Origin of the sequence: Streptomyces plumbidurans (assembly GCF_019857225.1) — a bacterium.
GTDB classification, from domain to species: Bacteria; Actinomycetota; Actinomycetes; order Streptomycetales; family Streptomycetaceae; genus Streptomyces; species Streptomyces plumbidurans.
The window spans coordinates 109,450-122,457 of sequence record NZ_JAFJSY010000039.1 but is presented as its reverse complement, the minus strand read 5'-3'; the positions used below and the strand labels follow the sequence as shown (position 1 = coordinate 122,457).

12 protein-coding genes are annotated in these 13,008 nt (G+C 70.8%); 4 read left to right on the top strand and 8 right to left on the bottom strand.

Going from position 1 to position 13,008, the window contains the following annotated elements; genetic code table 11:
* The first annotated feature begins 90 nt into the window (after window positions 1-90).
* Both JYK17_RS24405 and JYK17_RS24400 read left to right on the top strand, forming a co-directional pair.
* Window positions 91-711, top strand: a complete 621-nt coding sequence (locus JYK17_RS24405) for a histidine phosphatase family protein (protein ID WP_108014695.1) — start codon at window positions 91-93, stop codon at window positions 709-711.
* Between the two features lie 12 nt (window positions 712-723).
* A complete protein-coding gene (locus JYK17_RS24400) occupies window positions 724-1,500 on the top strand; it encodes an SAM-dependent methyltransferase (RefSeq protein WP_108014694.1) in 777 nt (258 codons plus the stop codon).
* A 125-nt stretch (window positions 1,501-1,625) separates the two neighbouring features.
* On the opposite strand, the gene JYK17_RS24395 is transcribed toward JYK17_RS24400, so the two are convergent.
* From JYK17_RS24395 to JYK17_RS24365, 7 genes are all read right to left on the bottom strand, one after another.
* Window positions 1,626-2,273 (bottom strand): superoxide dismutase, encoded by a 648-nt coding sequence (locus JYK17_RS24395; RefSeq protein ID WP_108014693.1) that lies wholly within the window; start codon window positions 2,271-2,273, stop codon window positions 1,626-1,628.
* A 113-nt stretch (window positions 2,274-2,386) separates the two neighbouring features.
* Window positions 2,387-3,283 (bottom strand): TauD/TfdA dioxygenase family protein, encoded by an 897-nt coding sequence (locus JYK17_RS24390; protein ID WP_108014692.1) that lies wholly within the window; start codon window positions 3,281-3,283, stop codon window positions 2,387-2,389.
* Between the two features lie 24 nt (window positions 3,284-3,307).
* Window positions 3,308-4,651 (bottom strand): LLM class flavin-dependent oxidoreductase, encoded by a 1,344-nt coding sequence (locus JYK17_RS24385; RefSeq protein WP_108014691.1) that lies wholly within the window; start codon window positions 4,649-4,651, stop codon window positions 3,308-3,310.
* A gap of 153 nt (window positions 4,652-4,804) precedes the next feature.
* Window positions 4,805-5,530 carry an ABC transporter ATP-binding protein gene (locus tag JYK17_RS24380; RefSeq protein ID WP_108014690.1) on the bottom strand — a complete coding sequence of 242 codons (726 nt, stop codon included), beginning with the start codon at window positions 5,528-5,530 and terminating at the stop codon, window positions 4,805-4,807.
* Window positions 5,506-6,396 carry an ABC transporter permease gene (locus tag JYK17_RS24375; protein WP_372465268.1) on the bottom strand — a complete coding sequence of 297 codons (891 nt, stop codon included), beginning with the start codon at window positions 6,394-6,396 and terminating at the stop codon, window positions 5,506-5,508. The genes JYK17_RS24380 and JYK17_RS24375 overlap by 25 nt, the downstream gene beginning before the upstream one ends.
* 5 nt (window positions 6,397-6,401) lie before the next feature.
* The gene (locus JYK17_RS24370) at window positions 6,402-7,466 is read right to left on the bottom strand and encodes an ABC transporter substrate-binding protein (RefSeq protein ID WP_108014688.1); all 1,065 of its coding nucleotides are present in this window, start codon (window positions 7,464-7,466) and stop codon (window positions 6,402-6,404) included.
* Between the two features lie 216 nt (window positions 7,467-7,682).
* On the bottom strand, window positions 7,683-8,897 hold the full coding sequence (locus JYK17_RS24365) for an ROK family transcriptional regulator (RefSeq protein WP_108014687.1): 1,215 nt from the start codon (window positions 8,895-8,897) through the stop codon (window positions 7,683-7,685).
* Between the two features lie 460 nt (window positions 8,898-9,357).
* On the opposite strand from JYK17_RS24365, the gene JYK17_RS24360 reads away from it, so the two are divergent.
* Entirely contained in the window at window positions 9,358-9,936 is a 579-nt protein-coding gene (locus JYK17_RS24360) for a biotin transporter BioY (protein WP_108014686.1), read from the top strand.
* A 159-nt stretch (window positions 9,937-10,095) separates the two neighbouring features.
* Here the strand turns inward: JYK17_RS24360 and JYK17_RS24355 are convergent, their stop codons facing one another.
* Window positions 10,096-10,827: an LPXTG cell wall anchor domain-containing protein gene (locus JYK17_RS24355; protein WP_108014685.1), complete on the bottom strand. Its 732-nt coding sequence runs from the start codon at window positions 10,825-10,827 to the stop codon at window positions 10,096-10,098.
* 187 nt (window positions 10,828-11,014) lie between these two features.
* On the opposite strand from JYK17_RS24355, the gene JYK17_RS24350 reads away from it, so the two are divergent.
* Window positions 11,015-12,964: a serine/threonine-protein kinase gene (locus tag JYK17_RS24350; protein ID WP_372465265.1), complete on the top strand. Its 1,950-nt coding sequence runs from the start codon at window positions 11,015-11,017 to the stop codon at window positions 12,962-12,964.
* The last annotated feature ends 44 nt before the right edge of the window (window positions 12,965-13,008 follow it).

Genomic DNA, 13,008 nt, shown 5'->3' with positions numbered 1-13,008 from the left:
GGGGGCGCGCATGGTTGGCATCGGCGCCCGACCCGCTCTGGGTCTGGGGACGACAGTGGACGGGGCCGCGCACCGCGATACTTCGGAGTCATGACGACGACCCTTCTGCTGGCCCGGCACGGGCAGACCGTGTGGCATGTCGAGAACCGTTATGCCGGGGTGAGCGACGTGGCGCTCACCGAGACCGGGCGCGCGCAGGCGGAGGCGCTCGGGCGGTGGGCCGGGGCGCATCCCGTGGACGCGATCTGGACCTCCACCGTCTCCCGGGCGATCGCCACCGCGGAGCCCGCCTGCCGCGCCCTCGGGCTCACCGCGCGGCGCGAGCACGAGCTGCGCGAGTGCGACTTCGGGGTGATGGAGGGCCGTACGCTCGCCGAGTTCGCCGAGCAGGACCCGGCGGCCGCGGCGGCCTTCCGCGCCGACCCGGTCGCCCATCCCTTCCCCGGCGCCGAGGACCCCCGGGCCGCCGCCGAACGGGGCGCCGCCGCCCTGCGGCGCATCGCCGCCGCGCACGAGGGCGAACGCGTCCTGGTCGTCGCCCACAACACCCTGCTCAGGCTGATCCTGTGCCGGTTCCTGTCGATCCCGCTCGCCGACTACCGCCGCGTCCTGCCGCAGCTGCGCAACGCCGCGGTCACCGAACTGCGCATGGACCCCGAGTCGGTCGGGCTGATCTCGCTGAACGTGCCGTGCGAACAGGAGTCCGCGTAGGAAGATGTTGGTATGACGGAGATCGACACCTCGGTACCCCATTCGGCCCGCATCTGGAACTACTGGCTGGGCGGCAAGGACAACTACCCCGTGGACGAGGCGGCCGGCGACGACTACGCCGGTGTCTTCCCCGGCATCGTCACCATCGCCCGCAGCAGCCGCGCCTTCCTCGGGCGCAGCATCCGGTACCTGGTGCTGGAGGCGGGCGTCCGCCAGTTCCTCGACGTCGGCACCGGCCTGCCCACCGTGGACAACACCCACGAGGTCGCCCAGCGCCACGCCCCCGAGTCGAAGATCGTCTACGTCGACAACGACCCCCTGGTGCTCGCCCACGCGCGCGCCCTGCTCACCTCCACGCCCGAGGGCAGGACGGCGTACGAGGACCTGAGCCTGTACGAGCCCGACAGCATTCTCGAGGCCGCGGGCCGCACCCTCGACCTCACGCAGCCGACCGCCCTGATCCTCAGCGGCATCCTCGGCCATGTCGACGGCTACGAGCGGGCCCGCGACCTGGTCCGCGCCCTGCTGTCCGGACTGCCCTCCGGCAGCTACCTCTGCATCAACGACGGCTCCCGCGGCACCGACCCGGCCTACGAAGCCGCGCAGGACGGCTACAACGAGACGGGCGCCGTGCCCTACTTCCTGCGTCCCGTCGAACAGATCGAGGGCTACTTCGAGGGCCTCGATCTGGTGGAGCCCGGCATCGTCTCCGTGCCGCTGTGGCGCCCGGAGCCGGGCGCGGACACGGAACCGATCGGCCAGCACGGAGGTGTGGGCCGCAAGCCCTGAGCGCCCTCACACCATGGGAAGCCCCCGCGAGTCATGTCCTCGCGGGGGCTTCCGTCATTCCGCCTGCCGCGTGAAGGGTGAGAAGACGATCACGAGGCAGGACGTTCCATCAAGAGCGGGGCCCCTCACGGCGCGAGCAGCAGGACGTCCGCCCGGGTCCTGGCGGCCTCGTAACGCCGGGCCACGTCCTGCCAGTTGACCACGGCCCACATGGCGTCGATGAAGTCGACCTTCTGGTTCCGGTACTGCAGGTAGAAGGCGTGCTCCCAGGCGTCGAAGACCAGGAGGGGGGTGGCGCCCTGCCCCACGTTCCCCTGGTGGTCGTAGACCTGCTCGACGACGAGGCGCCCGCTCAGCGGCTCGTACGCCAGCACGCCCCACCCGGACCCCTGGGTGGTGGCGGCGGCCTTGGTCAGCTGCGCCTTGAACCCGGCGAAGGAGCCGAAGGAAGCGCTGATCGCGTCGGCGAGGTCACCGGTGCCATCGGCGGCCAGCGGCTCGCCCCCGCCGTCCTTCGGACCGGTCATGTTCTGCCAGTAGATCGAGTGCAGGATGTGCCCGGACAGGTGGAAGGCCAGGTTCTTCTCCAGCCCGCCCACCGCTCCCCAGCTCCCCGTGTCCCGCGCCTCGGCCAGCTGCTCCAGCGTGTCGTTCGCGCCCTTCACATAGGCCGCGTGGTGCTTGTCGTGGTGCAGCTCGATGATCTCGGGACTGATCACGGGGGCGAGCGCGGAGTAGTCGTACGGCAGCTCAGGAAGCGTGTAGACGGGCATGACGGGTCCCCTCCGACCTCTTATTGCAAAAGGCTTGCAAGTACACGCTAGCAACAAGAAGGCCCCCGCAGGTGCACCGCGGGGGCCTTTCGGTCAGGTGGGCCGGATCGTGGCTACGCGGCCACCGGCGTGTAGTGCGAGGCGTCGCCCTCGATCGACCAGCTCTCCTTGCCCTCGATGCCGACCGGGATGTCGCCGGCGGCGGTCACCCGGTGCAGGCGGCGCGGGCGGCCGTCGTAGTTGTCGACGGCGTAGTGCTGGGTGATGCGGTTGTCGAACAGGACGAGCTGGTTCGGCGACCAGCGGTGGCGCAGGATGTTCTCCGGCCGGGTGACATACGCCTGCAGCAGGTCGAGGATCTTGCGGGACTCGCCCGGCGACAGGCCCACGATGCGCTGCGCGAACCCGCCGATGAACAGCCCCCGTTCACCGGTCAGCGGGTGCACGCGGACCACCGGGTGGACCGTGCGGTACTTGATCGACGTGAACCGGGCGCGCTGGGCGGCCTCCTCCTCGTCGATCGCCTCCTCCGGCACGGCGTAGTCGTAGTCGTTGGTGTGCTCGGCCCACAGGGTGTCCGCCAACTGCCGCAGCGACTCGGGCAGTTGGCGGTAGGCGGCCGCGGAGGACGCGATCAGGGTCTCGCCGCCGTACGGCGGGAGCGTGATGCTGCGCAGGGTGCTGGCCTGCGGCGGGTTGAGGACGAAGGTGACGTCGGTGTGCCAGTGGTTGGCGGCGCGGCCCCGTTCGCTGTCGACCGGCAGCACGTTCGGGACGCCGTCGACGGACGCGACCGTCGGATGAGCGGTGGTGACCTCGCCGAGATGGCGGACGAAGGCCTGCTGGCTCTCGTCGTCGAGGTTCACGTCGTCGAAGACGAGCGCCTTGTGGATGTTGAGCGCCTCGCGGACCGCGGCGGCGCTCTCCTCGTCGAGGGGCTTGGCGATGTCGATGCCGGAGACGCGGGCGCCGATGTGTGCGGTGACCTTCTGGATCTCGATGCCGGACATGTGCGGTTCCTTTCGGATGGGGGTTCAGACGAGGGCGTTTTCCCGGAGGGCGTACTGGTTGGCGGGGCGGGGCAGGCCGTAGCGCTCGCGCAGGGTGCTGCGCGGTCCGTACTCCGTGCGCAGCAGGCCCCGGGCGCGCAGGATCGGGACGACCTGCTCGACGAAGGTCTCCAGGCCGGAGGGCAGCACGGCGGGCATGATGTTGAAGCCGTCCGCGGCGCCCTGCGTGAACCACGTCCCGATCGCGTCGGCGACCTGCTCGGGCGTGCCGGCGAAGGTGAGGTGGCCGCGTCCGCCACCGAGCCTGCCGATCAGCCGGCGCACGGTGAGGCGCTCGCGCCGGGCCAGCTCGACGACCAGGGTGTAGCGGCTCTTGGCGCCCTCGACGGCGTCCTCGGACGGCAGGTCGGCGGGCAACTGGCGGTCCAACTCCAGCGTGCCCGGCTCCAGTTGGAGCAGGCGTTCCAGCCGGGCGAGGCCGTGCGTGGGCACGATGTGGTCCTCCAGGACCTGCTCGTTCGCGCGTGCCTCGGCCTCCGTCGACCCGATGACCGGCACGATCCCGGGCAGCACCTTGATGTGCTCGGGGTCCCGCCCGGCCGCGGCCGTGCGGGACTTGAGGTCGGCGTAGAAGGCCTGCGCGTCGGCGAGGGTCTGCTGCGCGGTGAACACCGCCTCCGCGTACCGGGCCGCGAACGCCTTGCCGTCCTCGCTCGACCCCGCCTGCACGAGCAGCGGGTAACCCTGCGGTGTGCGGGGGACGTTGAGGGCGCCCTCGACGCTGAAGTACCGCCCCTTGTGCCGGGGCGGGTGGATCTTCGCGTCGTCGCCCCAGACACCGGCCGCCTTGTCGCCGACGATCGCGTCGTCCTCCCAGCTGTCCCACAGCTTGAGGGCGACATCCAGGAACTCGGCGGCCCGCGCGTACCGCTCGGCGTGCGCGGGCTCGGCGTCCAGGCCGAAGTTGCGGGCGGCCTCGGCACCGGCCGTGGTGACGATGTTCCAGCCCGCCCGGCCGCCGCTGACGATGTCCAGCGAGGCGAACTTGCGGGCCAGGTTGTAGGGCGAGTTGTACGAGGTCGACGCCGTGGCGATCAGTCCGATGTGCTCGGTCGCCGTCGACAGGGCGGTCAGCAGCGTCAGCGGTTCCAGCGCGCCGGCGGGGCGCTGCGCGATGTTGTTCCACAGCTGCGGCCCGTCGGCCAGGAAGAGCGAGTCGAAGGTGCCGCGCTCGGCGATCCGGGCCAGCCGGACGTAGTGGTCCAGCGCGACATGGGCGTACGGATCGCTCTCGGGGAGCCGCCACGAGGCCTCGTGGTGACCGGTGTTCATGAGGAAGGCGTTGAGATGGAGTTTGCGGTTCGTCATGCGTGGTCCTCCGGGGGAGCCGGTCGGTCGGGCGTGCTGCGGCGGTCGGTCGACCGATCGGTGGGAAGGGCAAGGGCAAGGGCAGGGCGGGTGCCGCGTCCGGCGGCACCGTCGACGCCGTCAGGCCGCGTGGGGAGTGGGTGCGGCGCCGGATCAGGCCGGGTCCTCGACGACTCCCAGTGCGGCCAGCAGCTGCTCGCGGTACTCGCCGAGCAGCGGGTCCCGGTACGAGCGCGGATGCGGCCGGTCGATCGTCAGGTCGACGCCGATACGGCCGGAGTCGAGCACCAGGACCCGGTCGGCGAGCACGATCGCCTCGTCCACGTCGTGGGTGACGAGCAGCACCGACGGTTGGTGGCGCTGCCACAGCTGCCGCAGCAGCCCGTGCATCCTGATCCGGGTCAGCGCGTCGAGCGCGCCGAACGGCTCGTCGGCCAGCAGGAGTTCGGGCTCGCGGACCAGGGAGCGGGCGAGCGCGGCACGCTGCGCCTCGCCGCCCGAAAGCTCGCTGGGCCAGGCCCGCTCACGGCCCTTCAGGCCCACCTCGGCGAGCGCCGCCCGGCCCTTGTCCTGGCCGTCCGTACCCAGCAGTACGTTGTCCAGCACCCGCCGCCAGGGCAGCAGCCGCGAGTCCTGGAAGACCACCGACACCCGCTCCGGGGCCGTCAGATGCCCGCTGCCGGCGACGTTGTGGTCAAGCCCCGCGATCGCCCTCAGCAGGGTGCTCTTGCCGGAGCCGCTGTGCCCGAGGAGCGCGACGAACTGCCCGGCGGGGATGTCCAGGTCGATGCCGTCGAGCACCGTGCGGTCCTCGAACGAGCGGGTCAGGGAGCGCAGTTGGACCGCGGGCCGGGTCAGCTGCTCAGTGTGCGGCGCCATGACAGCACCCTCCGTTCGATGAGACGGACCACGCTGTCGGAGATCAGGCCGAAGACGCCGTAGACGAGCAGTCCGACGAGGATGACGTCGGACTGGCCGTAGTTCTGGGCCTGGAACATCATGTAGCCGAGTCCGCTGGTGGCGTTGATCTGCTCCAGCACCACCAGGCCCAGCCAGGAGCCGGTCACCCCGAGCCGGAGGCCGACGAAGAACCCGGGCAGGGCGCCGGGGACGACGATCTTGCGGACGAACTGCAGTCGGGACAGCCCCTGCACCTCGGCCAGTTCGACGAAGCGGCTGTCGATGCCGGACAGCGCGGCGTGGGTGTTCAGATAGATCGGGATGTAGACGACGATCGCGATGATGGCGATCTTGAAGGCCTCGCCGATGCCCAGCCAGAGGATGAACAGCGGGATCAGGCCCAGGGTCGGTATCGCCCGGTTGAGGTTCACCGTCCCGTCGATCAGTGCCTCACCGACCCGGCTGAGCCCGGACGCCAGCGCGAGGACGACCCCCGCGGTGAGCCCGATCGCGAAGCCGTACGCGGCCCGTTCGAGCGAGGTCAGGATGTCGGTGGGCAGCGTCCCGGCGCTCCACAGGTGACCGGCCGTGCGCACCACCGTCCAGGGCGCCGGGATCGCTCCGGGATCCAGTTGCCCCGCGGCGGAGGCCGCCGCCCACAGGGCGAGCAGCAGCGCGGGGCCGATCAGCCGGGTGGCGGGCAGCCGCCTGCCGGGGGACAGGCCCCTGCGGCGCGAGCGCGGGGTGTCGCGCGCCTCGGTGTCGAGGGGCGCTGTCGCGGTGGTCGTCGCGGTCGTAGTCGTACTCGTAGTCGTGGATGTTGATGTTGATGCGGATGTGCTCACAGCGGTCACCTCCGGTACTCCGCCGGTACGGCCTTGGCGGCGATGTGCTCGAAGCGGTGGTCGAAGAGCGAGGAGACGTCGAACTTCTTCACGAAGCCGCCCTCCGCCAGCAGATCGGCGGTCTCCTGCTCCCACTTGATCGCCTCGTCCCAACTGGGCGGGAACAAGGGCTTGTTGGCGAGCTCGGTGATGCCCTTGGCCTGTGCGAGGGTCAGGTTCTGCGTCTTGACGTAGAACTCCTCGTTCCAGGCGTCGGGGTGCTCGTACTGCCACACCTGGCCCTTGGCCCAGTACGGGATGTACGCGGCGACCGCGGCGGCCTTCGCCCGGTCGGCCAGCACCGAGGTGGGCGCCCACAGCAGGTTGAGCAGGTCGACGACGTCCGTCTCGATGACATGGGCGCCCTTGGACCGGTACTGCTGCAGATAGGCGGGCACCTGGCTGTTGCCGAGGGGCGCGATGTCCACCTGGCCGGACTGCAGGGCGGTCAGGAACTGATTGCTGGTCAGCGGCACGAGCCGGACGTCGTCGTAGGACAGACCCGCCTTCTTCAACGCCCGCAGCAGCACGACACCCTGGGCCTGCCCCTGCGAGAAGGCGAGCTTCTTGCCCTTGAAGTCGGCGACCGACCGGATGTCGCTGCCGGGCTTGGTGGCGAAGAGGTAATTCGGCTTGCGGGTGAGGTCGATGGCGACGATCTTCGCGTCGAAGCCCTGGTAATGCGCCTGGATCGGCGGAATGCCCGCGTTGTTGGCGAGGTCGAGGGACTTGGCGCGGAAGGCGTTGATGACATCGGGCCCGGCGCCGGTGTTGACCCAACTCGACACCTTGAACGGCAGATCCAGTTTCGCCAGCCGGAACTGGACCTGCTGGACGTTCTGATACGAGGCGATCTTCAGGCTCGTACCCGCCGGGACTTTGCTCGCGAGCGGAGCGGTCGAGGCACCGCGCGTGTCGGCGGCGGCGCTGCCGTTCGCGCATCCGGCAAGGCCGGTGACGCCGGCCGCGGCACCGAGCAGAGAGGTGAGAAAAAGCCGTCGGTCGACACCCGGCAAGGGCGTTGAAGACATGGGAGAACTCCATGAGTCGGGAAGCGGGAAATCATGCGGAATTCCGGGCACAGAGAGGCCGGGAGGGAAAATTCACGCAGGTTTTACACAGGATGAAATGAGCGCTTCACACGCGGCGACGTGTCAGCAACAAAGGGTGCGACAGCTCACGAACAGGCTCATGAGCAGGATGTTCCCCGTCATCCGTGACCCCTGTCAATATTGTGCGTTTCTGAATTAAATACCGTGAGGTGAAGCGGCCAGCGGATCCCGGTAGAGCACGTCGAGCGCCACCGCGCCGCCGGCCACCGCGAGCACCGAATCCGGGAAACTCGTCGGCACGACGGACGCGGCACGCGCGTCGCCCACCCCTTCACGCAGCGCCCGCAGGCAGTCCTCCCGGTGGATGACCCCGATCTCCGTCACGACCACCGTCTCGGGATTGAGCACGTCGAGCAGCAGCCGCGCCGCCCGCCCGATCGCACGGGCCCGCTCCACCAGCAGCCGTACGGCTTGTCCGTCGCCCGCGGCAGCCGCCGCGACCACGTGCATGGGGTTCACCCCCTCGGCGACGCCCGCCTCCCGCGCCCGCCGGCACAGCGTCCGCTCGCTCAACTCGGCCTGCAGGCAGCCGACATGCCCGCACTCGCAGGGCTCCGTGCCGCCGGGCACCGGCAGATGGGCGATCGCGCCCGCCTGGGAGCGGGGGCCGTGGTGCACCTCGTCGCCCGTGGCGAACGCCGCGTCGACGACATTGCCGACGAAAAGATGCAGCACGCTCCGGCTCCGCCGTGCCGGGCCGAACAGCCGCTCGGCGTTGACCAACGCCCGGGCGTGACCGTCGACATGGACCGGCAGGCCTGTGCGCTCGGCGAAGGGCTCGCGCACCGCCACGTCCCGCCAGCCCAGCAGCGGGTGCTCCACGACGGTCCCGGACTCCCGGTCGACCCAGCCGCCGGCGGCCACGCCGACGCCGAGCGGACGGCAGCCGGGGGCGCCGGCCAGCAGCCCCGCCAGACCGTCCGCGGCCCGCGTCAGCACCCGGCCGGGATCGGTGCGCCCGTGCTTCAGCTCACGCCGGGCCACCACCCGTCCGCGCAGGTCGAGCAGGGCGACCGTGGTGTACGGCACGGCCACATGGACCCCGCCGACCACGAACCGCGAGGCGTCCAGGTCGACGGGGACGTGCGGGCGCCCCACGCCGTTCGACCGCCGGGGCGCGGACGCCTCGCGGATCAGGCCGAGTTCGGTGAAGCGGGCGCAGTAGTCGGTCACCGACGCCGGTGACAGGCCGGTCAGCCGGGCGATGGTGCTGCGCGCGACCGGGCCGTGGTCCAGCACGGACCGCAGGACGACGCTCGCGCTCGTCCGGCGCCGGGACGACGGCGAGACGGCGGAAGGGGTGGCGGAGAGAGTGGGGGAGAGGGCAGGGGGTGCCGCGGTACGGGGCATGGTGAACCGTCCTCGGGAACGGGGCCGACACGTCTCGGAGGTCGAGGCGCGCCTGGGCCCGCCTCACACCGGACGGCGACAGGTGGCCGTGCCCTGGCGTCGCAGGTCGACATAGCGACGCGACGTGAAGTTCCGGGCCTGGGCAACCATGGTTCGAAGGGTAGGTCAGGAAAGGTGAATCCGACCAGTCCACTAGGATTCGACGCCCGGACCGCTGCGCGGTTCCGTCGCCTGGTTCCGTTTGGTGGGACCCCACAGGCCGGTTCGTCCCCGCGAGGTGAGCGCGGCCTCCCCGCCTCAGTGACAGGCATCACGCCAAGTCGGGTGTAACCCGTGTCCTTTGTCCGGAGCCCACCAAGTCCGCGTTCCACCCTTTGTCGAGCGATGACGGTGATCGGCTCGAGTGCGCTGGGATAGCGTCACGGTGTCCCAGCATGTCCTCGTCACCCGCGGAGTCCCCATGAGCACCGCTGCCGCCACCGCCCGCCCCCGCGAGGTCCTCGCCGACCTCCTGCCCGCGTCCCGCCTGAAGGATGTGGCGCTCGTGCTCGGCGGTGCCGCGCTCACCGGCCTCGCGGCCCAGATCGCCGTCCCCGTCCCGGGCTCCCCGGTGCCGGTGACCGGCCAGACCTTCGCCGCGCTGCTGGTCGGCACGGCGCTCGGCGCGAGCCGCGGCCTGACCTCCCTCGTCCTGTACGCGCTGGCCGGGCTCGCCGGTGTGCCGTGGTTCGCCGGCGGCACGTCCGGTGCCTCCGTCTCCTTCGGCTACATCCTCGGCATGCTGCTCGCGTCCACCGTCGTGGGCGCCCTGGCCCGCCGCGGCGCCGACCGCTCCGTACCGCGCATGGCGGGCACGATGCTGCTGGGCGAGGCGATCATCTACGCCGTCGGCGTCCCGTATCTGGCGTACGCCGCCGACCTGTCCGCGTCCGCCGCGATCGCGGCCGGCCTCACGCCGTTCCTGATCGGCGACGCACTGAAGGCCGCCCTGGCGATGGGCGTCACGCCCACCGCGTGGAAGCTCATCGGCAAGCGCTGACACCGCAGTTGCCACAGTCGCCGCAGTTGCCACAGCTGTCACGACAGAGGCTCGCCGGTGACGGGTCGCACCGCGGCTCCTGACCGGCGAGCCTCTTTCGCGTTCCGGCCTCGAAAAACCCGCCCGGGGGGAAGCCCGTTGGCGGGCCCGCCGGGAGGGTCAGCCGCGAACCTGCCGGGCCGGACGCCGCGACGTCCACCACAGCCCCGCCGCACCGGCCGCGATCAGCGTCGCGCCCGCCGCCCCCAGAGGCAGTACGTCCTGTCCGACACCGGTCTTCGGCAGCTCCTTCTGGTCGCCGCCGGGCGCCACCGGCTGGTTGTCGGTGCCGAGCAGCAGCGGAGTGGCCGGGGCGTTCGGCGACGGGTTCGTCGTACCGAACGGAACCGGACCCTGCTGCCAGAACGTCTTCTTCCCGTCGCCGGACTCGACCGGCAGACAGATCTTTCCCGCCTTGTTCAGGTCGTACGTCGCATCGACGGCGTACGACTTCGACTTGCCGGCCGCGAGATTGTCGATCGGGCAGGAGAAAGCGCTGTTCGAGCCCTCCGGAAGATTGTTATCGGCAATCCGGGAGCAGCCTTGGACGTTCTTCACCGTGAGGCCGTCGAAACCGACGACCAAAAGCTGGATCTTTCCGCTGTCCTTGGGCCCCCCGTTCTTGACCGTGGCGGTGATGTCCGTGGTTTTGGAGCCGTTGTCGACCGAGATCTTCGACGGCAGGAGCGTGGTCAGCCTCACCCCTGCCGGCGCCTCGTCGACGGCCTTTCCCCCCTTGCTGCTGCCGGGTCCCTGGTCGTCCGCGCTGGCGGTGAAGGAAAGGATCAGCACCGTCGAAAAAGATGCTGCAACCAGCGATCCGGCGATGGTCTTCGTGCGACGAGAGCTCATGTTCACATCCCCCTTGGCTGCGCCCGAATTCGCAGTACTTGAAGAGCTACCACAAGATTTCTCCGCACTATGCTGGTGCCGCTCGAAGTGTGACCATTGTGGGACAGTCGGGGCGTTGCAGAGGTAATTGAGGGGGTGCAGCGGATTGCCGGGGAATACGAGGGGCGGCGGAGTTCCAGGGTTGCTGGTGACGGGGCGCTACCGATTGGCCGAGAGTATCGGCCAGGGAGGAATGGGGCGGGTGTGGCGAGCCGCCGACGAAATGCTCGACCGCCCGGTCGCCGTCAAGGAGATGCGGATCGACGGGCTGGACGCGGAGGACGCGCGTACCCGGCGTGAGCGCACGCTGCGGGAGGCCAGGGCCACCGCCCGGATCGACCATCCCAATGTCGTGCGGGTCTACGACGTCGTCGACGAGGGCGAACGCCTGTGGATCGTCATGGAGTTGGTCGCCGGCCGCTCCCTGGAGCGGATCATGGCGGAGGAGGGGCCGCTCGGGACGGGCCGTACGGCACGGATCGGGCTCGGTCTGGTGGCCGCGCTGCGCCAGGTGCACGACCGCGGGGTGCTGCACCGGGACATCAAGCCCGGGAACGTCCTGGTGGAGGAGGGCGCGGAGCGCATCGTGCTCACGGACTTCGGCATCGCCGCCATCCAGGACGCGAAGGCGCTCACCATGGTCGGCATGCTCGTCGGCTCCCCCGACTACATGGCGCCCGAGCGCATCTCGGGCCGTCCGCAGGGGCCGCCGTCCGACGTGTGGTCGCTGGGCGCGACGCTCTGCGCCGCCCTGGGCGGCCGTTCCCCCTTCTCCCGCGACACCACACTGGCCACGCTGCACGCGGTGCTGTACGAGGAGCCCCAGCTCCCGGCTGCCGCGGCGGGCCCGTTGCGGGACGTCCTGGCCGCGCTGCTGGAGAAGGAACCGTCGGTCCGCCCGGGGCTCGACGACCTCCAGGAGGCCCTGTTCCCGATCGCGTTCCCGCCGACGAAACCGACGCTTCCCGTGGGCGGGAAGGAGGACGGGAGGGAGGACGGGAAGGAGAGCGAGGTGGCGGGAGGCGCGGCCGAACAGGCCGAGCCCGTGGCGGAACCCGAGGCACCGACTCCCGCCTACCTGACGAACCGCCTCGTACGCGCCGCGCGCGAGCCGAAGCCCGAGCCGGAGCCGAAGCCTGAGCCCGATCGTGAGCCCGACCCCGACCCCGTCTCCATCCAGGACGCGATCCCGCAGGCCCTGCCGGAACCCGTCATCACGCCCCTGCCTCCCGCACCCGAAACCCCGCCCGCACCCGAGGCCCCTCCCGCCAACTCCGCGTCCCACGCGCTCACTTCGGCACCGTCCGCCCCACCCAAACCCGGTGTCTCGCTGATCCGCACGCCTACGCCCCCCGAGCAGCACCCGGCGCGTACGAACGGCACCAGCGCCGCGTCAGCGACGGGCCTGCCGGAGCTGAACACCCGCCCCGCCCTGGGCCCCCACCCACTGCGCACACCTCCGGGCGAACTCCCCGGACCCGCCGAACCGTCCGGCCCGCGCCACCACCGTCGCCGGGCCGGCATCGTGGCCGGGGTCGGCGTGGTCGCTGCGGGTGCCGTCGCCGCCGTACTGCTGACGAACTCCGGGTCTCCCGGCGACGACCGTGCCGGATCCTCCACGTCGTCGCCGGGGTCGGCCTCCGCGCCCACCGTGGAGGGGACGTCGAGGCCGCAGAGTCTGCCGCCGGGCGCGCACCGGGAGACCGGGTTCGCGTGGGCGACGCCCAAGGGCTGGCGGCGTGACGTGAAGACGGGCGCCGAGGTGCACTACACGTCACCCGACGGCACACAGGAACTCGTGGCCAAGTCGTCCATCGCCCGCGGCGACCTGATGGAGACCTGGAAGCAGTCCGAGCAGAACGCCCACCAGGGCGAGAACTACCGGAAGATCCGGCTGGAGCGGACGACGTTCCGCGGCAATCCGGCGGTGGTCTGGGAGTACACGTTCACGCTGAAGGGCGTCCCCTGGCACGCCCGCCTGCTGGGTTTCGACCAGAAGGGGCGGTCGTTCCAGATCAACACCTGGTACCGGCCGGAGGTGCGGACCCAGGCGCTGAAGACCTACGGCAAGGTCAGGGACAGCTTCACCGTGCTGTGACAGCAAGGGCGTTGCCCGCACGAGCGCACGAGGCCCTCGGTCGG